The sequence below is a fragment of the Devosia sp. UYZn731 genome, from assembly GCF_040546795.1.
GTDB lineage: Bacteria > Pseudomonadota > Alphaproteobacteria > Rhizobiales > Devosiaceae > Devosia.
This window is the reverse complement of sequence record NZ_JBEPOL010000001.1, coordinates 834,096-856,348: the sequence shown is the minus strand read 5'-3', so window position 1 is coordinate 856,348 and position 22,253 is coordinate 834,096. Positions and strand designations below refer to the sequence as shown.

Below are 22,253 nucleotides of genomic sequence, written 5' to 3'. Positions count from 1 at the left end.
AGACGGCCGACAATCGCTGAAAACAATTCTTACCCAGCAAGTATAGTGCTGGCAAGCGGGTGGATAGCGAAATGATCACAGCTCTGTTGGCCCTCGACATCGGCGGTTCGACGTCCCGCGCGACGCTGGTGGACATGGCGGGCAACTGCCTCGGCCAAGGCAAGAGCCGCGGGGGCAATCCTGGCTCGAACCCGCCGGACCAGGCTGCCGCCGCGATCATCGCTGCCGCCGAAGCCGCCGTCGCCGATGCCGGCGTGCCGCTCAACATCGTCGTGGCATTGCTCGCCATGGCCGGCCCCAACGTGAATGCCGCACGGACGCGGATTGAGGCGGCCTTTCGCGCGCTCGGCCTCAGCGGTCCGCTGGTTTTCAGTGGCGACCTCAACGCCCTGCTGCCGTCCGTAACCGCCGCGACGAGCGGCTATTGCGTCGTCTGCGGCACCGGCGCGGGCGCGGTGCGCGTCCGTGACGGCGAGATCGAGCGCGTCGCCGACGCGGCCGGCTGGCTGCTCGGCGACCTGGGCTCGGGCTATTGGCTCGGGCACCAGGCCGCCATCGCCATCACCGCCGCGCTCGAAGGCCGCGGTCCCGAGACTGCCTTGACCAAGGCCATCCTCGGCGCCCTCGACATTCCCCTTACCGGCGAGCGCGCTTTCGATGGGCGTCCGCTGCCGCTGCGCCTGCTGATTGACGCCATCTATGCGATGCCGCCGATCGAACTCGCCAAATTTGCGCCATTGGTGATCGCCAACCGCGACGATGCGGTTGCAGCGGGGTTGCTGGCCCAATCCGAGCGTTACCTGCTCGCCGATTTCCAGCAGGTGTTCAACCCCGGCATGCCGGGGCCGGTGGTGTTGGCTGGCGGCATTGCCGCCCATCTCACCGGCCTGCCCGCAGCTATCGCGCAGGTGATGCGCACTGCCGGCCACGAGCCGGACATCCGCCTTTCGGGGGACGGTTCGGTCGGTGCAGCGGTGCTGGCGCTCCGCCACCAGGGAGTGACCGTCGACGAAGCGATGCTCATCGCCATCGCCGCATCGGTAAAAGCCCGTGCCGCCAAGGCGATCACGCCGGCTTAAGTCTCCTCGATCTCGTGCATGCGCAGGTTGAGCGCGCGGGGCACCGGATGGGTTTTGAGGTCGGCCTTGATCTCATCAACGGTAGCGGGACGTTTGAGCTGCGCCTCGAGCCGCCCGCGGCGGAGGCGGATCCACAGATCGGACAGCAGCGTCTCTCCTTCGCGAATGGTCGCAAAAGGTCGATCAAAGAGCAGGCGTTCGAGTTCGTCGAAATCACCGTCGTTGGCCGCGACGGCAGCACGGGCGAGGATGATGCGTTCGTTGGCCCGGATGTGTGCCGGCAGCCCGTCAACGAAGGCTTTGAGTTCACCCGAAAGCCGCGTGGTCACGAAATACTGCGCGATTTCGACTGCCAGCTCCGGCGGCGCGTCGCTGGCGTTCCACGCGCGCAGATAGCTGCTCGATGCATCCCCTGCATCGTTGGCCAACAGGGCTTCGAGGCGATAGGCGGCCCAGCTTGGCTTGAGCGCGAGGGACTGCGCCACGTGCTCGCGTGCCGCTTGGCGATCATTGCGATCGAGCGCGGCGGTGGCCAGGGTCAGTTCGCCCAGCCATGTCGGCGCATTGGCTTTGAGCCGCTCGATCCACCGGGGCGACAGGGCGACGCCGTCAGGCATGTCGCGCAGGTTCGAGGCGGCGATGGCGGCGCCACGCGCCAAGTCGTCCCAGAAGTCGTTGGCCCCGTCCACGCTGAAGTCAAGACCGGCTGCGAGGGTTTTGCCGATCAGGCGTTCCTCTCGCGCGCCCCAGCGCTCGCCAGCCGAGTGGCGAACATCGAGAGGAAGACGGGCCTGTTCGGCCAAGAAGGCGTCCACCTGCGCCAGTTCATCGGCGGGTATTGCCCGCGCGATGGCGTTGGCAGCATGGGTGGTCGCCGCCCGATAGTCGGGGTCGTGGGCTGTCGCGTCGAGCTGGAGCGGCGTGAACGCCTCCGTCCATTCGCGCTCCTCGTGCGCACCAAGTTCGAAGCGCTGGTTCTGCGTCGGCGTCATGCCGCTCTGGATTTCGAGATAATTGCCCTCGCCGGGCCTGGACAGATAATCCATCCAGTTCTGACCGCCGGCCCCGCTGCCGAAATAGAAGAACTTCCGACCCGGCATTTCGCGCGTACTGCATTGTTCCAGGCCGTAGCCATCGCGATCGATGGATGCAATGAAGAGGCGCGGCGCGGACGGCGCGCGGAAGAACACCGACGTCGCGTTCTCCCAGTTCTGCGGATAGGATGCGTCCCAGTCGTCACGAGGGAAGTCGCAGCGGCCCAGATTATTGCCGGGCCAGATGTGCTCGATCGAATAGTCTGCCGGGCTCAGCACGCGCGTGCCCGGCGTCATCGGCACGGCGACATTGGTCCACCAATAAGCCAAGCGGGCGGTGTCCGACGGGTTGACGATACGGCCATGAGCGAACAGGACGGCGGAGTCCGCCGGCAGGAACAGATCAATCTGCCAAGTGGCTTCCACGATGCGGTCGAATTCGTAGAGCCGCAGGACGGGCCCGCGCGGCGTCTCACGCACACCCGCAAACACCGGCGCGCAGGTGAACGGCGTATGCCCGGGAATGAGACCATTCCACTCGATGCCGCCCGAGAACCAGGCGTTGAGCGACGCGAGGTTGGCGGGCTGCAACACCGGATTGCGAAACACCAGATCGCGGCCTGTGCTCAGGTCCTTGAGCTCGAGCAGGCGACCGCCGAGCGAGGGCGCGATAACGGCCCGAAGGCGCGCGTTTTCGATCACGAGGACCTCGAGCGTGCCGGGCTTCAGGTCGCGATCGTAATCGTCGGATACCTGGTAGGGCAGTATCGAGTCCTTGCCCCAGCTGAAGCCGTGACTGCTCTCATCGGCCGAGAGACCGAAGTTCGGTGGCGTCTCCGTGTCGGGTATGGGTTGTTGCCAGCGGAAGCGTGGAACATTGCTCGGCCGGCCCAGGCGCGATGCAGGCAGGCTCAATGTCTCGGCGTGAATAGAGGTCGTCATTGGATCATTCGTCCTTTGAGGATCAGTTCAACGATCATCCTACGACGTCGGGCTCCTTGAACAGGGGGGTAAGCGGTGTCCGCCCCCGATTCTCGCCAGCGAATTCGGTTAATTGACCCACGTCCCGCTGGCACTGGTCGGGCTTCAGCTCCATTTTTGCGGAAGCCCGGTTCCGGTCCGCGAGTGTACAAGACGCTTCAGGCGCCGGTGACGTCGATGGTCCACAGGACGGTCCACGGGCCCAACCGGTGTTCGTCGACGAAGCCCTGCAGCCACAGGCGGCGGCCGACGATCGGGGGGACATCCTCCTGCGCCTCGCTGCACAGGTTAAGGTAAAGCCGCAGGATCGAGCCGTCGCCGAGGCGCCAGTCCACCAGCACGGAATTGTCGCCCAGCACTTGGTGATGACTGGAAAATCCTTCCATCCGCACCAGCCGGGGCGCGATCTCCATGTGCCGCAGGTCGATTAGCGTACGGTAATAGTTCAGCCAGTCGCGGTGTTCGGGCTGCCGCAGCGCGGCCCAGTCCAGCTTGGCTGAGGCGAAGGTGTTGGGGCTGGTTGGATCGGCGGTTTTGCTGACATCGGCCTTTTTGGGGTTCTCGTGCTCTGGCGTCTGTTTCAACTCCTCCTGCCGCCCCTCGCGCGTGATCTGGCGCAGGCTGGCGGGAACGTCAGAAAAGAACGGAAATGGCTGCTTGGCCGCCCATTCCTCGCCCATGAACAGCATGGGGATTTGCGGGCCGAGGAGGTAGACCGAGATCAGCGCTTTGACGGCGTCGGGGCTAGCCAGTTCCGTGATCCGGTCGCCCATGATGCGGTTGCCGATCTGGTCGTGGTCCTGGATATAGGTCACGAAGGCGGTGGCGGGCAGGCCGTTGCTCGGCTCGCCGCGGGCCATGCCTTCGCGCTTCTTGAACTCGCCCTGATAGGCAAAACCCTCCGCCAGCGAACGGCCCAGCTTGTCGCAGCGCGAGCGCAGGTTGTCGAAATCGGAATAGTAGCCGGTGTTCTCGCCGGTCGCGGCGGAATGGAGCAGATGGTGCATGTCGTCGTTCCATTGCGCCGTATAATGCACCGGCTGCAGGCCGCTATTGCGCTTGAGCCAGCGCTCCTGGTTTTCCGAATTCTCCACAATCAGATGGGTGTAGCGCTGCGGGCGGGCCGCCAATATCCGCGCGGCGAGAATTTCCAGTATATGGGTGGTGCTGTCATCCGTGATGGTGTGCACGGCGTCGAACCGCAGTCCGTCGAGATTGAATTCGGTGACCCAGTAGAGCGCACTTTCGATCGCCAGTTCGCGCACCACGGCGGCGCCTTTGCCGTCGAAATTGATGGCCTCGCCCCAGGGGCTCTTATGGGCCTTGGTGAAGATCGGTGCGATCGATGGCAGGCTGTTGCCCGTGGCGCCGAAGTGATTGTAGACCACGTCGACGAACACCATCATCCGGCGCTGGTGCGCGGCGTCGACGAAGGCTTTCAGATCTTCGGGTCGCCCATAGGCCGACGAGGGTGCGAACCACAGCACGCCATCGTAGCCCCAGTTATAATCGCCATAGAACTCGGCCAGTGGCATCAGCTGGATCGCGGTGATGCCCAGCGCTGCAAGATGATCGAGACGCTGGGCGGCGGCAGCGAAAGTGCCGGCCGGGGTGAAGGCTCCGACATGCAATTCATAGATGACAGCCTCCTCCCAGGGCCGTCCGGCCCAGTGCGTGTCGGCCCACACGAAAGCGGTCGAGTCGATGACTTCGCTGAAATCCTCGACATTGTCGGGTTGGTAACGGGAGGCCGGATCCGCAATCTCGGTGCCATCGGGCAGCACATATTTATAGCGCGTGCCCGCGCCGGCATCGGGCACCTCCAGGCGATGCCAGCCATCGCCCTGGGGCAGCAAATCGAGGACCTTGTGGCGGCCCTTGAGCTTGAGGCGGACCGATTTGCAGAGCGGAGCCCAGAGCTTAAACCGCGTTGTTTCGGCCCGCACTTCAGCGCCGAAACGCATTTTGTGGGCGCGGGCGATATAAGGGGAACGCCGAGAATTCTGATGCACAATGAAGGCCTATAGCTGGAGGGTGCCGAAGGATCACGACAAGGACGACGCGTGAACTGAGGCAACATGGTCGCCAATGTTGCCGAAGCGTCCCTGGTTCCCTTACTCGCGAAGCAAATTGACAATATCGACGCTTTGCTTAGCGAGGGCAGGGAGCCGTTCGAGGTGAACGCCGTGGCCAGCGCCGACCCGCACGCCTAGATCGTTCTAGTGCCTTGGAATTCGCTTACGCTCTCTGCAACTGCGATGATCGGCGAAACGCCAATGAACTCGCCTCCGACCGCCAAAGCCGCGGGTCGAGTGAGTAGACCTGAGGTGTCCGGGATCGAACAGGCGCTTCCTGCGCCCTTGCATATTGTGGTCCACCTGTTAAACTGAACTACATGGTTCAGTATCATCAAACTCGCTTCGACGCTTCCTTCGCCGCGCTCTCGGACGCCACCCGCCGGGGCGTTCTGGAACAGCTTGGCCGTTCGGACGCTTCGATCACGGACCTTGCCGAGAAGTTCCACATGACGCTGACGGGCATGAAGAAGCACGTCTCCGTGCTGGAGCAGGCAGGGCTCGTCACCACCGAGAAAATCGGACGCGTGCGCAAATGCAGGCTTGGCCGGAGCCGGTTGGAGGAGGAGGCGGGGTGGATCGAGCGCTATCGCCAGCTTTGGGACGCACGCTTCGACGAGTTGGACAAGATTGTCGAAGAACTTAATCAGAAGGAGAAGACCGATGGACGCAATAAGTGAACGCACGAATATCGAACGCACCTCCGAGCGCGAGCTGGTCGTTACGCGAACCTTTGCCGCTCCGGCCCACATCGTATTCGAGGCGTGGAGCAAGCCCGAGCTGTTCAAGCGGTGGTGGGCACCGAAATCGATCGGCATACCCCTGCTGTCCTGCGAGATGGATGTTCGCACCGGGGGCACATACCGTCTCGAATTCGGCCATGATGCGTCGACCTCCTGGGTTTTCTACGGCAAGTACATCGAAGTGATCCCAAACGCGCGGCTGGTCTGGACCAATGAAGAAGCTGCGGACGGCGCCGTGACTACGGTGACCTTCGAGGAAAAGGACGGAAAGACGCTGCTGGTGGTGCACGACCTCTATCCCACAAAGGACGCTCTCGACGAAGCAGTGGCCTCCGGCAGCACGGGTGGGTTTGGCGAGCAGTTCGAGCAACTGGACGCGCTACTCATTGCCTTGGGGGCAATCCCCGTGGAGCGCTAAAGTCCCTGCGGTGGCTGGGATTCCCAGCCGGTCAGGGCGCCCTCCCAGCCGGGAAACCATTCCAGCAGGACGATCTGGGCTGTACGGTCCCAGCCCAGCCAAATGGCCAGGCCCGTCAGCACCAGCACGATGCCGAAGACGCGCTGGATCGCCGTCGCATGGCTCTGGAACCAGTTGAGCCGGCGCACCAGTTGCCTGCCGCCGAACAGCACCGCCGCCATGGGCAAAGCTGTGCCCAGCGAGAAGGCAAGCGTGATGGCAATGGCCCCTGGTCCGACGGCCTGGTTGAGCGCCAGGGTGATCACCGAGGCCATCATCGGGCCGACGCATGGCGTCCAGGCCAGGCCCAAGCCCACGCCCACAGCGAGCCCGCCCCCGAAGCCGGCGCCGGCAGGTGCCGGAGCGCGCCCGGCCAGGTTGCCGGTCCAGCGCTCGAACGCTAACTGCAGGCCCGGCACGATCAGCACCAGTCCCAGCACGGCCAGGACAATTGCGCTCAGGGTGCGATTGACGTCAGGCGGTACGCCCAGCGTGCGCACCAGCAGGCTGAGCGCCAGCGTGGCTGCGCTGAAAGCAGCGACGAAGCCGAGGATGACGCCGAAGGGCCGCGCCCTGCCGTCCTGCGTCGCTGTCGCCAGAATCATCGGCAGCAGCGGCAGTACGCAGGGCGAAAGGATAGTGATGACGCCGGCAAGAAAGGCGAAGGCCAGGGTCAGCGCCATGCCGATCAGAGGCTGGCGTGCTGGTTAAGGCCGTTAACGCCGCCACTGTTCCAGACGTCCACGCCCTTGCCGGTATTGTCGAGCAACACGAAGGTGTCCTGATAGGTGACGCCGAACTTGGCCTTGAGCGCCTGCTCCTTGTCATAGTCGGCAATGACCAGGGTCAGGCCCGGGGTAACCTCGCTCCAGCGCGCGTTCAGCTCGGTGACCGTTGCACGGCAGTTGGGGCACCAGGCCGCATAGAAGAAGACGACCGTCTTGCCCTTGGCGGCGAGGGCGTTGAGCTGGGCCTCGTTTTCGAAGGAGATCACAGCGGCGGCCGGCGTGGCGGTTGCGGCTGCGTCCTCGGCCATGGCGGGGGTCAGCGTGACAGGCAGGGCGAGCAGCAGGGCGGCGAGCAGGAGGCGGGCGAGGAAGGTCATCAGGATATTCCGAAGATTGTGCCGGCATTATCGCCCGGCCCGCCGGATATGCCTATGGCATCCCCGAGAAATTGATTGTCGTGCATCGGGCATAGTTAGGATCGAAAGTTTCCGGCGCGGCCTCGATTTGGAATGGTGTAGGCAGCCTTGGTGGGAGCGAGGCCCTATGATGGCGCCAGTTCAATTCCATTGGGATCCTCCAAATGCGTTTCAACATCCTCGCCACCGCGCTCGTGCTCGGCCTTGCCGCAGTCGGCAGCGCGCATGGGGAGCGCCTCACCGATCAGCCCCTGGTTGACGCCACCTGGCTCAACAGCCAGCTTGGCCAGCCCGGCCTCGTGATCATCGACATTCGCGACAAGCCCAAGGACGGCACCGCCCCCTATGCCGCCGGCCATGTGCCCGGTGCCGTGGAAGCGCAATATTCCGCCTATGGCTGGCGCGCGAGCATAGACGGTGCGCCCGGCATGCTGCCCAAGCTCGATGACATCACCGCCAAGATCGCGGCGCTCGGCGTCAGCAACGACACCCAGGTCGTTATCATTCCGGCCGGCAGCGATGTCAGCGAATTCGGCGGCGCCACCCGCGTCTACTGGACCTTCAAGGTGCTGGGGCACGACAACGTGGCCATTCTCGATGGCGGCTACAAGGCCTGGACCGCAGCCGGCGAGCCGGTCTCGACCGATGCCGTGACCCCCGGCACAGGCAGCTTCACCGCGGCCCCGCGGCCAGAGCTGCGTGCAGCGGTGGCCGAGGTGCAGGAGGCGATCGCCAGCGACGTGAACCTGATCGATGCTCGCACCGTGGCGCAGTTCATCGGCAAGGAGAAGACCGCGACCGTGAAGGAACTCGGCACTATCCCAACTGCGGTCAATCTCAACTTCGACAGCTTCTGGGACAAGGATAACGGCCGCTTCGCCAGCAAGGCGACGGTGGACGCTCTGGTGAAGGCGGCCGGGGTCACCGACACCAACGGCATCATCACCTTCTGCAATACCGGTCACCTGGCGTCCATCGCCTGGTTCGGCCTGTCCGAGGTCGCCGGCCTCAAGGGCGTGCGGCTCTATGATGGGTCGATGTCGCAGTGGACCCTCGATCCGCAGCGCCCTGTCGTCGTGCAGAACTAGCCATTGCTGCAACTAGTAACAGCGCCCGGGATTGCGGTCCCGGGCGCTGGCGTTTAGAAAATTCGCGGCCCGGCTCGGCCGTTACTCCAGGACCAGTTTGCCCGTGACCGACTTCAGCGCATCCCCATCGTCGCCCTCGTTTGCCTGGCCCAAGCTCGACCGCGGGCCTGTCGTGGTGGCTCTTGGGATGCTGGTGATCGGCACTGTGTTCATCGCGCAAATCGTCGACCTGCGGCAGGCCGCGCTGTTCCTGATCGGCGGCCTGTTTGGGGCAACGCTCTATCACGCCTCGTTCGGCTTCACCGGCGGCTGGCGCCGGCTGGTTGTCGAACGCCGTGGCGGCGCGGTGCGGGCACAGATGCTGATGGTGGCAATCGCCGCGGTGGTCTTCATCCCGCTGCTGGCGCAGGGCAGCGTGTTCGGTCAGCCGCTCGCCGGCGCGGTAGCGCCGGTAGGCGTATCGGTGCTGGTCGGCGCGGCGATGTTCGGCCTGGGCATGCAATTGGGCGGCGGCTGCGGCTCGGGCACCCTGTTCACCGTGGGCGGCGGCAGTGCCCGTATGCTGGTGACGCTGGCGTTTTTCATCCTCGGAGCATTGGTGGGCACCGCGCATTTGCCGTGGTGGCTGACGCAGCCATCGCTGCCGACGATCAGCCTGGGCACCAGCCTTGGCGCACCGGTCGCGGTGGTGGTCACGCTGGTGGGATTGGCGGCGGTCGCCGCGATCACTGCGCTTATTGAAAGGCGGACGCATGGTGCATTGGAGCGTTCCCCCAAGCCGAAAACGCGCGGCCTGTCGCGACTGCTGCAAGGGCCGTGGCCGCTGGTGGGCGCCGGCGTGCTGCTGGCGCTGCTCAACATCGCCACGCTGCTGATCGCCGGGCATCCGTGGTCGATCACCTATGGCTTTGGGCTTTGGGGCGCCAAGATCGCCCAATCGGTCGGAGTTCCGGTGGCGAGCTGGGAATTCTGGAGCGCACCAGCCCAGGCGCTGGCGCTCAACCGCAGCGTGCTGTTCGATATTACGTCGGTGATGGATTTCGGCACCCTGCTTGGCGCGGCACTGGCCGCCGGGCTGGCGGGAAAGTTTGCGCCGAAGGCCGACCTGCCGCTCAAATCGGCGCTTGCCGCCGCGATCGGCGGGGTGCTCATGGGTTACGGCGCACGCCTATCGTTTGGTTGCAATATCGGGGCGCTGTTCAGCGGCATCGCCTCGGGCAGCGTGCACGGCTGGGTGTGGTTTGCCGCGGCGTTCCTCGGCAGCTATGTCGGCATCGCGCTGCGGCCCGCCTTTGGCATGGACGGATTCAAGAAATGAGCGGCACGCGAAACACCATACTGTTCGGCGCCGCGCTGCTCGCGGCGACCGCGGCGGTCGCTGCGGATCAGGTTACGCGGGGGAGCGGCGAGGCAGCGCCAGCGGCCATGGCGGCCGGAGCTGATGCGGTGCCGACGAGCGATGCCGCGGCCAGCCCCTGCGCTGCGAACGCACCCTGCGCTGCCGCTTCCCCCTGTTCTGCCGCTGCACCTTGCGCGGCGGCTGCACCCTGTGCCGCAGCAGCACCGTGTTCTGCCGCTGCGCCCTGTGCTGCAGCAGCCCCTTGTGCCGCGGCCGCTCCGTGCGCGGCGGGCGGCGTGTAATGCCTGTGGACGACGATCTGGTTCGGGCGGCGCAGGAAGCGTTGTTCTGCGAACAGGTGCTATCGAAGGGCGGCGAAACTGTGCTTCGCGCGACGCTTCGGGATGCGCCCGTGGCGGCATGGACGCACTATCCCGCCAATGATGTGTTCGACCCGGTCTCGGGCGGACAATGGTACTATCATTGCCACCTGCCGCCGGCAGAGGCCGAGCATGGACATTTCCATTGCTTCGTTCGACCCGACGGCAAGGATGGGCCGGTGCATCATCTGGTGGCTGTTGGCGTTGATGCTCATGGCCGGCTGCAGCGACTGTTCACGGTCAACCAATGGGTCGTGGGCGACACATGGCTCGATGCCGAGCCGAGCATTGCCCTGCTTGAACGCTTCGACATGCAGATGCCGCAGCCATCATACCTGACCAACCGTTGGCTCACCGCGGTCGTGCGGCTCTATGGGGCAGAGATCGCCACCCTCATCCGCCAGCGCGACGTCGCCCTGGCCGCCCACCCTACAACAGACGGAACTCCGGCACGCGAAGATCGGACGCTGGAAGTGACGTCGGAATTGCGGGTTGATCTGATGTCCAGGGTCAACGATCTCGGCTTGTAGCGCGCGGCAAGCGGGCAAGAGTGACGGTAAGCTCGTCTATCCCGCCGCCAGCACAAGCTCGGCGGCGCGTTCGGCGATCATGATCACGGGCGAGTTGGTATTGCCCGAAACGATAGTGGGCATGATCGAGGCGTCAACCACGCGCAGGCCCGCGAGGCCATGGACTCTGAGCCGGTCATCGACCACGGCCATCGGATCGGCGCCCATCTTGCAGGTGCCCACGGGGTGGAAGATGGTCGTGGCGATGTCGCCGGCCTTGGCGGCGAGCTCGGCGTCGCTGGCGAAGTGAGGGCCGGGCAGGAATTCCTCGGGCTCAAACCGGGCCACGGCCTTGGTTCGCATCAGAGCTCTGGCATGGCGGATGGAATTGGCGGCCACGAGCCGGTCGTTCGGCGTCGTCAGGTAGTTGGGCCGGATCTTGGGCGCCTGCGCGGCGTCCGGGCTCTCCATGTGGATTGAACCGCGGCTTTCGGGACGCAGGTTGCAGACCGAGACTGTGACGGCATCAAACCGGTGCAGCGGCTCGCCCAGCCGATCGGTGGAGAGCGGCTGCACGTGATATTCCAGATCCGGCGTGGCGAGCCTGTCATCGGACTTGGCGAAAATGCCCAACTGGCTAGGTGCCATCGACAAGGGCCCACTGCGCTTGAGGGCATATTCGAGCCCCATGCCGGCTCGCGATAGCAGGTTGTGGTAGCGAGTATTGAGTGTCTGCGCATTGCGCATCTTGAAGACGGTACGAATTTGCAGGTGGTCCTGCAAATTTTCGCCCACCCCATCCAGCCGATGCTGGACCGCGATGCCGAGCGGACCCAGAATGTCCGGCCGGCCGATGCCGGACAGCTCCAGCAGTTTGGGTGAATTCACCGCGCCAGCCGAGAGCAGCACTTCCCGTCCGGCCGTGGCGGTGACAATCTTGCCATTATGGCGGATGCGCACGCCGGTTACCCTTGCGCCTTCAAGCACCAGGGCTTCGGCCTCTGCATTGGTCAGCACGCGCAGGTTCGGCCGCTTCAGCGCCGGCCGCAGGAAGGCCTTGGAGGTATTCCAGCGCACGCCGCCGCGCTGGTTGACCTCGAAATAGCCCGAACCGAAATTGTCGCCGCCGTTGAAATCGGCAACGCGCGGAATGCCCAGTTCTTCCGCCGCGGCCTGGAAGGCATCCAGCACCGGCCAGTTGAGCCGTTGCTGCTCCACCCGCCATTCGCCGTCCGCCCCATGCCCGTCGCTGGCCCCGCCATGATGGTGCTCGGACTTGCGAAAATAGGGCAGCACATCGTCCCAGCCCCAGCCGGCATTGCCCATTTGGCGCCAGCCGTCGTAGTCGGCCGCCTGTCCGCGCATATAGATCATGCCGTTGATCGAGGAGCATCCGCCCAGCACCTTGCCGCGCGGATAGGGCAGGGCCCGGCCATTGAGGCCCGCCTCGGGCTCGGTCTTCATCATCCAGTCGGTACGCGGATTGCCCATGCAGTAGAGATAGCCGATGGGGATATCGATCCAGTGATATCGGTCGCTGCCGCCCGCTTCGAGCAGCAGCACGCTACGCCGCGGATCGGCACTCAGCCGATTGGCAAGGACGCAGCCGGCCGAGCCGGCGCCGACGACGATATAGTCAAACGTACCCAGATCGTCGATCACGGCCGACCCATTTCCGCCCAGATCGGGCCCATCGCACGGGCGAGCTTTCCATAAAGGCCATAGCGTCGTCCATAGTGCGAGCCGGCTTCGGTGACAGGCTGATACTGGCGCGCCGGCGCGGTCATCGCCGCGACCCCTTCCGCATAGTCGGCAAAGAGCCCAACGCCCGTACCCGCCGCGATGGCGGCGCCGAGTGCGCCGGTTTCCTGGCTGCGCGCCACCGTGACCGGCAGGTCCAGCGCATCGGCGAAGATTTGCGGCCAGATGGCGCTTCGCGAGCCGCCGCCCGACAGCGTCGCCGAAGCGATGCTCGCCCCGGCACCACGCAAAACATCAACGTGCCGCTTGTGCTCGAACACCACGCCTTCGAATAGCGCACGCACCAGGTGCGCCTGCGTATGCCAGCCGCCAATGCCGTAGAATCCGGCCCTGGCATTGCCATCCTGCTGGGCGCCGTAGAGGAAGGGATGGTAGATTGGCACGTCGGCCGATGCCGGAACCGAGGCCACCATATCGCCGGCCCGGCCAAAGGCATTGCCCTCGCCGTGCCCCATGAACTGGTGCACCAGCCATTCGAGATTGGCAGCCGAGGTGGCGCTCGACTCGATGGCCAGCCACCGGTCGCGATCGAACGTCGAGAGCATGAAAACCGAGGGGTCACACAGCGGTTCGTCGCAGACCACCTGGTTGATGCTCCAGCTACCCGCGATGATCGAGGCCGCTCCGGTGGCTTGCACCCCCGAGCCGAGCGCACTGGCTACCACGTCGAACAGCCCGGCCACCACCGGCGTGCCGGCGGCCAGTCCGGTCGCCTTGGCCACCTCCGGCGTTATCCACCCGGCGATGTCGGCGCTTTCCAGAACCTCTGGCAGCATGGGCATGGCATCGGCCAGCCCGTAGGCCGCCAAGAGATCGGCGGAGTAGCGGCGGTCGGGAATGCCAAGCAAGCCGCAGCCCGACATATCCGAGGTGTCGGTGACGCGCGCGCCCGTCAGCCGGCCAACCACGAAGTCCTTGCACAGCAGTACCGTGCCGATCTCACCATAGAGGTCGGGCCGATGCCGCTTGACCCAGGCCAGCAGCGTCGGGGTCTGCGCCACCCAGGGTTTTTGCAGGCAGATCGGATAGGCTTGCTCGCCCACCGCCTCCGCGGCCCATTCGGCTGTGATACCAGTGGCCCGCGTATCGAGGGACTGTATGCCGATCAGCGGCTTGCCGGCCCGGTCAAGCGCGTAAAGGCCATTGCCGTGCCCGGCGCAGCCGATCGCCCTTATGTCACGGGCGTCGATGCCGGCCTTGGCGATGCAGTCGCCGATGACGGCGACGGCGTTGGTCCACAGTTCATCGAGATCGCGCTCGACATGGCCGGGAGCCGGCATGGTGGCGCGGCCATCGCGAACCGCATAGGCCAGCTCACGCCCATCGGCAGCATCGAACAGCACGGCCTTGATGACGGTATTGCCCGCATCGAGCCCCAGAAGGTAGTCGGTCATTGATCAGCCTTTTTGGTAGGTCGCCCAGGCTTCCGCCCCGCTGGCGCCATCGTGGATCAGGGTCATCAGGGCGCGCACGACGGCGGCCGGGTTGGCGTGCTGGTAGATATTGCGGCCATAGACCATGCCGTGGGCACCCTGGCCCATCAGCGCGGCCGATTTGTCGAACACCGTATTGAGGTCTTCCTTGCCGCCGCCGCGAACCAGCACCGGGCAGCGCGCCGCCTCGACCACCTTGTGAAAGTCCTCGGCATGGGTGGTGGGGTCGGCCTTGACGATATCGGCGCCCATTTCGCGAGCCAGGCGGGTCAGGGTCACGATCTTTTCGGCGTCGCCGTCGACCATGTAGCCGCCGCGTTCCGAATTGCCCAGCATCACCAGCGGCTCGATCATCAGCGGCATGCCGTACTTTTCGCAGTCCGCGCGGACCCGCGAGATGTTGCCAACGCACTGCCTGAACAGCTCCGGCTCGTCGGGCAGCATGAACAGGTTGAGCACGACGCAGGTGGCGTCCATCTGCAGCGCCCCGATCAGCGGCTCCGCCTCGTTCTGCAGCATGGCCCACATGCTGCGGTGGCGCTGCTTGTTATAGGGATTGCCCATGTCCAGCCGCATCACCAGCGCGGGCTTGTCCTTGCCCGGAACGGCTTGCAACAGGTCGGCCTGGCCATAGTTCATCTGGATGGCGTCGGGACCGGCGCTGACCAGCGCCGAAACCACCGCCGGCATGTCTTCCAGCCCGTCGAGAAAGCTCGGCTCGTTGCACACGCCATGGTCGATCGCCACGTCGAGGCATTTGCCCTTGCCGAACAGGCGGTTGAGGCGAAACTTGTGGCTGGTCATGCGATAGTCCTTTGGTCGCGAGAAACAAGCGTGGCGCGGTCGAGGCCGTGCCGGGTCAGGAGTTCGGCGAGAAACGCGTCGCGTGCCGTTTCGCACTTGCTGGGAGACCAGCCTTTGGCCTCTGCCAGCAGGGCGAGACAGGTGTCGATCACGCGCAGCGAAAGCGCGCCGGTGATGGCGATTGTGGTGCGGCGCAGCAGCAGGTCGGCGAGCGTCTCGACGTGTTCGCTCGTCACCAGGAATTCCAGCTCCGCGCGGGAATGGCCGGCGATGTCGTCACTGGAACCGGCGATTTCGGCCATGGAACCCGCCGCCGAGCCGTAGCGGTCCAGCAGGGCCGCGACCCGGCTCGTTGACAAGCCGGTGCGGCGGGCAGTCGCCGCAATCCAGGCCGCGGGCTCGTCCGGAAAATCCTTGCCGCCACCGATCGGCAAATTCTCGGTGTCGACAGTCCGTGCATGCCCCAACCGGTCGAAGACCATGTCGGCGGCCATCGCGCCGAACGAGCGGAACGTCGTCCATTTGCCGCCGATCATGCACAGCACGGGCGGCTCGCCCTCGATCACCTCGCAGAAATGATCGCGCGGAATGCTGCCCGTCACGGCGGCATCGCTGGTTGGCAGCGGCCTTACGCCGGCGAACTGGAAGACGATCTCCGCCGGGGCGATGGCAATGGAGGGGAACACGACGGCCAGCGAGGCCAGGATATAGGCCTGCTCCTCGGCCTCCCACCGCACTGTATCGGGATTGTCGACGCGTACATCGGTCGAGCCGACCAGCACATTGCCCAGATACGGGAAGGCAATGCAGATGCGCCCGTCCTCGTTCTCGTAGTAAATCATGTGGCCGTCGAGCGCTTCGGAAAGCGCCCGGTTGGCGATCACCAGATGCGAGCCCTTGGTGCCGCCCATCAGCTTCTGGCTGGTCGCTCCGATCTCCACATTCGTGAGGTCGATCCAGCCGCCGGTGGCGTTGATCACCAGATCGGGCGCCACAGGGATGTCCTCGCCGCCGATGGCGTCGCGCAACATCAGGCCGTCATTGGTCCGCACGACTGCTGCGTGGTTGAGCGCCAAGCCCCCGGCCGCGATCCCTTCCTGCAACATCTCAATGCCCAGGCGCTCTGGGCGGCTGACCCAGGCGTCAAAATACGTTGCCGAGGCGCGGACCGCGGGGTTCATGGCTGGCCAGCGGCGAACCGTATTGCGGCGGCCATGGAACTGGTGCGGCGGCAGCACCCTTCGCCCGCCAGTGAAGAAATCGTACAGCGTCAGCCCCGTCTTGATGACGACGGCGCCGCGCCGGCCCTGCCGTCGGGTCAATCCCAGGAAGCGCAGCGCGCCATGCGCGAGGCCGGCAAAGGTGTCGAAAATCGGCACCGTCGTCGGCAGCGGCCGCACGAAATGGGGCGCGTTGGCGAGCAGTCGATCCCGCTCCAACAGGCTCTCGCGGACCAGCTTGAACTCGCCGTTCTCAAGGTAGCGCAATCCGCCATGCACCATGCGCGACAGGGCTGCGCTCGCGCCCGAGCAGAAATCGTCCTTGTCGGCCAGCACGACGTCGATGCCGTTGAGCGCCAGCTCGCGAAAAACCGAGATACCGTTGATGCCGCCACCGATGACGAGCACGGTGGTCCCCGGCCGATCCTTGAGCCGTGCAATTGTTTCCGGGCGGATCATGGAATTGCCGACAGATAGCTCGTACGCGCCGCGTCGATGGCCGCCAGTTCGTCGGTGGCGAGCGTGAGCGTGCCGGCTCGCGCATTGTCCCGCGCCTGGCGAGGGTCGCGCGCGCCACAGAGCGCAAACGTAATGCCTGGCTGGCACAGCGTCCAGGCGATGACGAGTTGCGAGATGCTGGCCTGGTGCTGGTCCGCAAGTGGCCGCAACGCCGCCGCGAACTGCGCCACGAGCTGCCGGTTTTCAGCCGAAAAGCGCGGATTGCCCAACCGCTGGTCGTCTCCCTCGAACTGCCGGTCCGCACCAACCTTGCCGGTCAGCAGCCCCAGCGCCAGCGACGAATAGCTCAGCGTCGATGCGCCCGCCGCCGTGGCGATGGGCAGCAGCGTCCCCTCGATTTCGCGATCGAGCATGGAATAGCGCTCCTGGATAGCGTCGAGCTGCCCGGCCGCCGCATAAGCGCGCAGATCGTCTTCGCTCAGGTTGCTGGCGCCGATGGCCCGGATTTTGCCCGCCTGCTTGAGCCGCACCAGCGCCTCCATGGTCTCGGCGACCGGCGTCGTCGGGTCCTGCCAGTGCGTGATGTAGAGATCGATATAGTCGGTCCCCAGACGCCTCAGGCTCTGTTCCACCTCGAACACGATGCCGTCGGCGCCGAGGTAGCGGTGCACCGGCTTGCCGGCTTCGTCGAAGAAATGGTTACCCTTGCCGTGATGCCAGTTGAGGCCGCACTTGGTGGCAATCACCACACGGTGGCGCTTGCCCCGAATGGCCGTGCCGACCAGTTCCTCGCTATGGCCAAGGCCGTAGGCGGGCGCCGTGTCGATCAGGGAAATGCCGGCGTCGATGGACGCTTCGATCGCCTCGATGGCGGCGGCTTCGTCGGTGCCGCCCCACATCCAGCCACCGATGGCCCAGGTCCCCAGTCCCACCGCCGAGGCGGTTATGCCCGAGTGGCCGATTTCGCGTGTAAGCTGGTTCATGCTGCTTCCGCCAGGTCGATGATTTTGCGGGCGGTGGCCTCGTCGGTCACCAGCGTGTCGAGATAATTGCCGCGCATCGCTGCCAGCACTGGCCACGCCTTGTTGGGTCCGCTGGCAATGCCGATGGTGCGCGGAATAGCCGCCAACTCATCGAGCGTCAGCGCCACCAGCGAACGATTGGGTGCGTAATCGGCAACCTGTCCGTCGCCGTCCACCAGATGGGCTAGCAATTCGCCGGTTGCCTTGGACTGCTCGATGGCATGGCGATCTGCGGACGACGAGGGGTGCAGGTCGTAATAGCTGCTGTCGTCCGACAGGATCGAGCCAATGCCCACGATGGCGATAGTGGCTTCCCGCGCCCGCCGGAACACGTCGGCCACCGAGCGCATGTGCATCACCATCTCCCGCTCCTGCGGGCTGTCGGCGAACAGAGGCGCATGCATCTGGTAGGAGCGGCCGCCCAGCCGATCGGCCAGCATCGTCGCCACGTGATTGACGTCAGTATAGTGCTTGCCCTGCACCAGCCCCGTGGCCGGCACGACCTCCACGTCGTAGCGCCGAGACGGCGTCAGTCCCGCCACGATCGCGCTCACGCCCTTGCCGCCGCTGATGCAAATGCGGTCGCCATCGACGAGGCTCTCGAGCAGCAGATTGGCCCCCAGCGCGCCGACGTCCAGCAGCGTCGTCTCGACATTGTCGCTCACCGCCGGCGCCACCACGGCGCGGCTGATGCCGCCGATGGCCACCAATTGTGCCTCGACGCCGACGAGATGCTGGATCGGCGATTTCACCTTGATCTCGACCAGCCCTAGCGCCCGCCCGCGCTTGATCAGGCGGTTGACCGTGGCATGGCTGAGGCCGAGCACCTTGGCGATCTCGGCCTGGGTCTGGCCCTCGATGAAATGCAGGACCAGCGCCTGGTGCATCTGCCGCGCGGCCGTGATGTCGTCGTTTGTGGGAGGCATGGAATGGACCTTCGTGAACAGAGACGCGAGGCGTCAGGCCGACCGGCCGCGATGCAGGAAATGATCGATGGAAACCGCCGATAGCAGGATACAGCCGCGGATGACGTCCTGCCAGTAAACCGGCACATTGAGCAGGATGAGCGAGGAGGTGACCACCGAGAGCAGCCCGATCCCCAGGATCGCGCCAAAAATGCTGCCCGAGCCACCCGTCAGGGATGCGCCGCCGATGACCGCCGCGGCGATGATATTGAGCTCCATGCCCACCCCGAACGTGGGCGTGGCCGAGCCGAAGCGGCTCATGTAGACGATCCCCGCCAGCCCAGCGAGCGCCGAGCACAACACCGTCACCCAGAACTTCACCTGGTTCGTCTTGATGCCGGAATACTGCGCGGCCTTCTCGTTGCTGCCGGTGTAGAACACCTTGCGGAACGCCGTGGCCCGGCGCAGCAGGAAATCGAAGATCACCACGACCGCAAGGAAGATGATGATGACGATGGGAATGCCGTAGAACTCGCCCTGGCCGATCGCCTTGAATTCGGGCGGCAGCGTAAACAATGACAGCGGTGTGCCCTTGGTGATCAGCAGGCACAGGCCGCGCACGATCACCATCGCGGCGAGCGAGGTGATGAAATGGCTGAGGCCCACCACGGTGACGAAAAAGCCGCTGACCGCGCCCACCATGGCGCAGGCGCCGATGGCAATCAGGCTGGCTGTCCAGGGATCGAGGCCCATCAGGAACAGCGATCCGCCCACCACCATGGCGAGGCAGACGACCGAGCCGACGGCCAGATCGATGCCGCCCACGATCAGCAGCACGGTCATGCCCACGACGACGATCCCCTCGACCGAGAAGCTCATCAGCATGGCGCGCACATTGCCCCAGGTGGCGAAGTAGGGCGAGGCGAAGCTCATCGCCACGCACATGGCCACGATGATGGCGATGAGCCCGGCTTCGCGCATCGAGCCCAGCGATCTCAGCGAGAAGCGGGGCGGATTGAGCGGCGCGGCAACCATTGGCCGGTCCCCCTGGCTAAGCGACATGGTGTAATTCCTCCTTGAGGCCTGAGGCGAGGCGGATCACCGCTTCCTCCGTTATGGTCTGGGCCAATTCGCCGGCTACCTGGCCCTCGCGCATCACCAGCACCCGATCGGCAATGCCGATCAGTTCGGGCAGCTCGGACGAGATGACGATGATCCCGGTGCCGGCATCGGCGAGTTGCCGCAGCAGTTTGTGAATTTCGGACTTGGCGCCGACATCTATGCCGCGCGTTGGCTCATCCATGATGATGACCTTGGGCTTCACCGAAAGCTGCTTGGCGATGGCGACCTTCTGCTGGTTGCCGCCGGAGAGCGAGGCAACCTTATCGGCAATGCCCCCCATCTTGATCGCCAGCCGTGTCGCCAGCGAAATGGCTTGTGCGGCTTCGGCACGCCGGTCGATGAGGCCGCTACGGGTGAGCTTGCCGAGGTCGAGCACCGATATATTCTGGGCAATCGAAAGGTCGAGGAACACACCGGAATGCTTGCGATCTTCGGACAGGTAGACGAGGCCCTGGCGAACCGCGTCCGCATAGGTGCCAATGTCGACCGCTTCCCCGGCCAGGCGGACGGAGCCGCCCGTCTTGCGTGTCAGACCACAAAGGGCCAATGCCAGTTCCGTCCGGCCCGAGCCGATGAGGCCGCCAATGCCCAGGATTTCGCCGCGCTTGAGCGCCAGCGACACCGGGCCGACATCGTCCGACACCAGGTTGTCGACCGCCAGCAGCGTCTCCGCGCCGATCGCCTGCGCCTTGGGTGGGTACATCTGGGTGATCTCGCGTCCGACCATGCGGCGCACGACATCGTCAGGTGTCATGTCGGCAACGCGATCGGTCGACACATGGCGTCCATCGCGCAGCACGGTGACGCGGTCGCATAGCGCGAAAATTTCGGCCATGCGGTGGGAAATGTAGATGATCGAAATGCCGCGTGACTTGAGTTCGCGGATGATCCCGAATAGCGCCTGGGCTTCGCTTTCAGTCAGCGCCGCTGTCGGTTCGTCAAAGATCAGCACGCGGCAATCGAGCGTCAGCGCCTTGGCGATTTCGACCAGTTGCTGATTGGAAATGGAAAGCTCTGCCACGCGCCGGGTCACCGGTATGGGCGCGAGACGGTTCATCACCTGCTGGGCGTCGGCATTGAGCTGGCGGTAGTTCATCAGCGGCGCGCGGCGCGCATTGGTGGCGGGCATCAAGATATTTTCGGCCACCGTCGCATCGCGGCAGAGCGCGATTTCCTGGTGCACGAGGCCGATGCCGAGCCTTTGGGCTGCGGCCGGCGAGGCGATGGTCACGGCTTGTCCGTTGAGCACGACATTGCCCGAACTCGGTTGCAGGATGCCGGCGATGATATTCATCAGCGTCGACTTGCCGGCGCCATTCTCGCCGCAGAGCGCGTGAACTTCACCTGGCGCCAGCGAGAAGGACACGTCGGTGAGTGCCTGGACCGGACCGAAATTCTTGGAAATGTTGCGGATTTCGAGAACGCTTTGGTCGCTCATGATCGTCCTCCCTGTTGAGGTTCCCGGGGCGTCGTGGCGCTCCGGGAGTTCGTGGCTGGATTACTCTTCGATACCCTTGGTGCCGCGGCGCTTCAGATAATCGTCCCAATAGAAGTCGTCCGCGTTTTCGGCGGTGACGATCGAGAAGCCGTTATCGACGAAGGGCACGGTCATCGCATTGTCGCCGGAACGGGCATAGTCGTTCATCGGATCGATCAGCTCGGGGTGAGCGGCCATCCACAGCAGCATGAAGCCCATATAGCCCTGCATGCCCTGGTTCGGATTGACCGAACCGAAGATGTCGCCGGCCTTGATCATGTCCAGGATGTTCTCGTTGACGTCGGCCAGCATGACGCGGACCTTGCCGCCGCTTTCCTTGCTGGCCTGCGCCGCGCCGATTGCCGAATTGGCTTCCGGCATGAACACTGCGCCCAGGTTCGGATTGGCCTGGATCAGGCTGAGGACAGCCTGGTAGGCTTTGGCGGGATCCTGGTTGGAGGCAGCGCGGCCGACCAGCTTCATGTCGGGCCACTTGGCTTCCATGCGGGCGATAAAGGCGGAGACGCGCTTGTCGTGGTTGTCCTGGCCCGGATTTTCGAGCACGGCATATTCGCCCTTGCCGCCCATGTCTTCGGCAACGGCGTCGGCCGCATAGGTGCCTTCAGCCAGGTTGTCGGAGGTGATGAAGGAGGTGCGCTTGGAATTGGGCGAGTCGGCTGCGAAGGTCACAACGGCCACGCCCTGGTCGACGGCGCGATTGATCGGCTCGACGAACGGGTCAGAGTTCATGGGATGGACCAAAATGCCGGCCGGGTTCTGTGCCAGTACCTGGTCGAAGCTGGCGATCTGCTTGTTGACGTCATATTCGGTCGTGCCGGTATATTCGGTCTCGCAACCGAACTGCTGGCCGGCCTGCTTGAACATCTCATAGACCGGGAACCAGTATTCGACGCCCGAGACCATCACGTTCATGACGTATTTCTCGCCCGGTTCGCACTTGAACGGATTGACCGTCTGTGCGGCGGCGTGCCCGGCGCCGAGCCCCGAAGCCATTGCCGTCATTGCGAGCATGCTCAAAATTTTACGCAAGATTCCTCCCCACGGCCGAAGCCGTTTGCGAAATTGACCTGCCGCCAGCGCGTGCCGGCAGCTGATATCTGAAAACCTCGGCTCCTCCGAACCTCAGCGAGCGGACACTTGCACGAGCAAAATACGAGCGTCAATAAAATTCATCACGTGAAATATCTTTCACAGTATGGC

Annotated in this window: 20 protein-coding genes; 7 read left to right on the top strand and 13 right to left on the bottom strand. The window is 64.7% G+C overall.

The genetic code is table 11. The annotated features are described in order from the left end of the window. The first annotated feature begins 71 nt into the window (after positions 1–71). Entirely contained in the window at positions 72–1,079 is a 1,008-nt protein-coding gene (locus ABIB57_RS03975; RefSeq protein ID WP_354038604.1) for an N-acetylglucosamine kinase, read from the top strand. Here ABIB57_RS03975 and ABIB57_RS03970 read toward each other — a convergent pair. Together ABIB57_RS03970 and treZ are read right to left on the bottom strand one after the other, a co-directional pair. Then, positions 1,076–3,055, bottom strand: coding sequence for a DUF5107 domain-containing protein (locus ABIB57_RS03970; protein WP_354038602.1), 1,980 nt, complete (start codon positions 3,053–3,055; stop codon positions 1,076–1,078). The genes ABIB57_RS03975 and ABIB57_RS03970 overlap by 4 nt on opposite strands. Positions 3,056–3,252: 197 nt before the next feature. Further along, positions 3,253–5,058, bottom strand: coding sequence for a malto-oligosyltrehalose trehalohydrolase (gene treZ, locus ABIB57_RS03965; protein ID WP_354038601.1), 1,806 nt, complete (start codon positions 5,056–5,058; stop codon positions 3,253–3,255). Between the two features lie 114 nt (positions 5,059–5,172). Here treZ and ABIB57_RS03960 point away from each other — a divergent pair, with 114 nt between their 5' ends. The 3 genes from ABIB57_RS03960 (at position 5,173) to ABIB57_RS03950 (ending at position 6,330) form a co-directional block, all read left to right on the top strand. After that, entirely contained in the window at positions 5,173–5,307 is a 135-nt protein-coding gene (locus tag ABIB57_RS03960; RefSeq protein ID WP_354038599.1) for a hypothetical protein, read from the top strand. A gap of 182 nt (positions 5,308–5,489) precedes the next feature. Next, positions 5,490–5,849: an ArsR/SmtB family transcription factor gene (locus tag ABIB57_RS03955; RefSeq protein WP_354038597.1), complete on the top strand. Its 360-nt coding sequence runs from the start codon at positions 5,490–5,492 to the stop codon at positions 5,847–5,849. Continuing rightward, on the top strand, positions 5,833–6,330 hold the full coding sequence (locus ABIB57_RS03950) for an SRPBCC family protein (protein WP_354038595.1): 498 nt from the start codon (positions 5,833–5,835) through the stop codon (positions 6,328–6,330). Before ABIB57_RS03955 ends, ABIB57_RS03950 begins: the two co-directional genes overlap by 17 nt. On the opposite strand, the gene ABIB57_RS03945 is transcribed toward ABIB57_RS03950, so the two are convergent. Beyond that, positions 6,327–7,052, bottom strand: coding sequence for a cytochrome c biogenesis CcdA family protein (locus tag ABIB57_RS03945; protein WP_354038593.1), 726 nt, complete (start codon positions 7,050–7,052; stop codon positions 6,327–6,329). The genes ABIB57_RS03950 and ABIB57_RS03945 overlap by 4 nt on opposite strands. A 5-nt stretch (positions 7,053–7,057) precedes the next feature. Beyond that, positions 7,058–7,474, bottom strand: coding sequence for a TlpA family protein disulfide reductase (locus ABIB57_RS03940; protein WP_354038592.1), 417 nt, complete (start codon positions 7,472–7,474; stop codon positions 7,058–7,060). A gap of 203 nt (positions 7,475–7,677) precedes the next feature. Between ABIB57_RS03940 and ABIB57_RS03935 the strand changes: the two genes are divergently transcribed. The 3 genes from ABIB57_RS03935 (at position 7,678) to ABIB57_RS03925 (ending at position 10,850) form a co-directional block, all read left to right on the top strand. Continuing rightward, positions 7,678–8,601, top strand: a complete 924-nt coding sequence (locus tag ABIB57_RS03935; RefSeq protein WP_354038591.1) for a sulfurtransferase — start codon at positions 7,678–7,680, stop codon at positions 8,599–8,601. A gap of 103 nt (positions 8,602–8,704) precedes the next feature. Then, positions 8,705–9,919 (top strand): YeeE/YedE family protein, encoded by a 1,215-nt coding sequence (locus ABIB57_RS03930; protein ID WP_354038590.1) that lies wholly within the window; start codon positions 8,705–8,707, stop codon positions 9,917–9,919. 328 nt (positions 9,920–10,247) lie between these two features. Beyond that, positions 10,248–10,850, top strand: a complete 603-nt coding sequence (locus ABIB57_RS03925; protein ID WP_354038588.1) for a DUF6969 family protein — start codon at positions 10,248–10,250, stop codon at positions 10,848–10,850. Positions 10,851–10,886: 36 nt separating this feature from the next. On the opposite strand, the gene ABIB57_RS03920 is transcribed toward ABIB57_RS03925, so the two are convergent. From ABIB57_RS03920 to ABIB57_RS03880, 9 genes are read right to left on the bottom strand one after another with little or no spacing between them, the layout of a single operon-like run. Next, positions 10,887–12,491, bottom strand: coding sequence for a GMC family oxidoreductase (locus tag ABIB57_RS03920; protein ID WP_354038586.1), 1,605 nt, complete (start codon positions 12,489–12,491; stop codon positions 10,887–10,889). After that, positions 12,488–13,984: an FGGY-family carbohydrate kinase gene (locus ABIB57_RS03915; RefSeq protein WP_354038584.1), complete on the bottom strand. Its 1,497-nt coding sequence runs from the start codon at positions 13,982–13,984 to the stop codon at positions 12,488–12,490. The genes ABIB57_RS03920 and ABIB57_RS03915 overlap by 4 nt, the downstream gene beginning before the upstream one ends. A gap of 3 nt (positions 13,985–13,987) precedes the next feature. Further along, positions 13,988–14,827 (bottom strand): class I fructose-bisphosphate aldolase, encoded by an 840-nt coding sequence (locus ABIB57_RS03910; protein ID WP_354038582.1) that lies wholly within the window; start codon positions 14,825–14,827, stop codon positions 13,988–13,990. Further along, on the bottom strand, positions 14,824–16,506 hold the full coding sequence (locus tag ABIB57_RS03905) for a glycerol-3-phosphate dehydrogenase/oxidase (RefSeq protein WP_354038580.1): 1,683 nt from the start codon (positions 16,504–16,506) through the stop codon (positions 14,824–14,826). The genes ABIB57_RS03910 and ABIB57_RS03905 overlap by 4 nt, the downstream gene beginning before the upstream one ends. After that, on the bottom strand, positions 16,503–17,489 hold the full coding sequence (locus ABIB57_RS03900; RefSeq protein ID WP_354038578.1) for an aldo/keto reductase: 987 nt from the start codon (positions 17,487–17,489) through the stop codon (positions 16,503–16,505). Before ABIB57_RS03900 ends, ABIB57_RS03905 begins: the two co-directional genes overlap by 4 nt. After that, the gene (locus ABIB57_RS03895) at positions 17,486–18,454 is read right to left on the bottom strand and encodes a sugar-binding transcriptional regulator (RefSeq protein WP_354038576.1); all 969 of its coding nucleotides are present in this window, start codon (positions 18,452–18,454) and stop codon (positions 17,486–17,488) included. Before ABIB57_RS03895 ends, ABIB57_RS03900 begins: the two co-directional genes overlap by 4 nt. A 33-nt stretch (positions 18,455–18,487) precedes the next feature. Next, complete coding sequence (locus tag ABIB57_RS03890) at positions 18,488–19,468, bottom strand: ABC transporter permease (RefSeq protein WP_354038760.1); 981 nt, start codon at positions 19,466–19,468, stop codon at positions 18,488–18,490. A gap of 16 nt (positions 19,469–19,484) precedes the next feature. Then, the gene (locus ABIB57_RS03885; RefSeq protein WP_354038575.1) at positions 19,485–20,993 is read right to left on the bottom strand and encodes a sugar ABC transporter ATP-binding protein; all 1,509 of its coding nucleotides are present in this window, start codon (positions 20,991–20,993) and stop codon (positions 19,485–19,487) included. Positions 20,994–21,053: 60 nt separating this feature from the next. Beyond that, positions 21,054–22,082 carry a substrate-binding domain-containing protein gene (locus ABIB57_RS03880; RefSeq protein ID WP_354038573.1) on the bottom strand — a complete coding sequence of 343 codons (1,029 nt, stop codon included), beginning with the start codon at positions 22,080–22,082 and terminating at the stop codon, positions 21,054–21,056. Positions 22,083–22,253 lie beyond the last annotated feature (171 nt).

Excerpts from the sequence above, each read along its gene's own strand:
- ABIB57_RS03975 (WP_354038604.1), top strand. The coding sequence starts at position 72 with ATGATCACAGCTCTGTTGGCCCTCGACATCGGCGGTTCGACGTCCCGC.
- ABIB57_RS03970 (WP_354038602.1), bottom strand. The coding sequence starts at position 3,055 with ATGACGACCTCTATTCACGCCGAGACATTGAGCCTGCCTGCATCGCGC.
- treZ (WP_354038601.1), bottom strand. The coding sequence starts at position 5,058 with ATGCGTTTCGGCGCTGAAGTGCGGGCCGAAACAACGCGGTTTAAGCTC.
- ABIB57_RS03960 (WP_354038599.1), top strand. The coding sequence starts at position 5,173 with ATGGTCGCCAATGTTGCCGAAGCGTCCCTGGTTCCCTTACTCGCGAAG.
- ABIB57_RS03955 (WP_354038597.1), top strand. The coding sequence starts at position 5,490 with ATGGTTCAGTATCATCAAACTCGCTTCGACGCTTCCTTCGCCGCGCTC.
- ABIB57_RS03950 (WP_354038595.1), top strand. The coding sequence starts at position 5,833 with ATGGACGCAATAAGTGAACGCACGAATATCGAACGCACCTCCGAGCGC.
- ABIB57_RS03945 (WP_354038593.1), bottom strand. The coding sequence starts at position 7,052 with ATGGCGCTGACCCTGGCCTTCGCCTTTCTTGCCGGCGTCATCACTATC.
- ABIB57_RS03940 (WP_354038592.1), bottom strand. The coding sequence starts at position 7,474 with ATGACCTTCCTCGCCCGCCTCCTGCTCGCCGCCCTGCTGCTCGCCCTG.
- ABIB57_RS03935 (WP_354038591.1), top strand. The coding sequence starts at position 7,678 with ATGCGTTTCAACATCCTCGCCACCGCGCTCGTGCTCGGCCTTGCCGCA.
- ABIB57_RS03915 (WP_354038584.1), bottom strand. The coding sequence starts at position 13,984 with ATGACCGACTACCTTCTGGGGCTCGATGCGGGCAATACCGTCATCAAG.
- ABIB57_RS03910 (WP_354038582.1), bottom strand. The coding sequence starts at position 14,827 with ATGACCAGCCACAAGTTTCGCCTCAACCGCCTGTTCGGCAAGGGCAAA.
- ABIB57_RS03905 (WP_354038580.1), bottom strand. The coding sequence starts at position 16,506 with ATGATCCGCCCGGAAACAATTGCACGGCTCAAGGATCGGCCGGGGACC.
- ABIB57_RS03900 (WP_354038578.1), bottom strand. The coding sequence starts at position 17,489 with ATGAACCAGCTTACACGCGAAATCGGCCACTCGGGCATAACCGCCTCG.
- ABIB57_RS03895 (WP_354038576.1), bottom strand. The coding sequence starts at position 18,454 with ATGCCTCCCACAAACGACGACATCACGGCCGCGCGGCAGATGCACCAG.
- ABIB57_RS03890 (WP_354038760.1), bottom strand. The coding sequence starts at position 19,468 with ATGGTTGCCGCGCCGCTCAATCCGCCCCGCTTCTCGCTGAGATCGCTG.
- ABIB57_RS03885 (WP_354038575.1), bottom strand. The coding sequence starts at position 20,993 with ATGAGCGACCAAAGCGTTCTCGAAATCCGCAACATTTCCAAGAATTTC.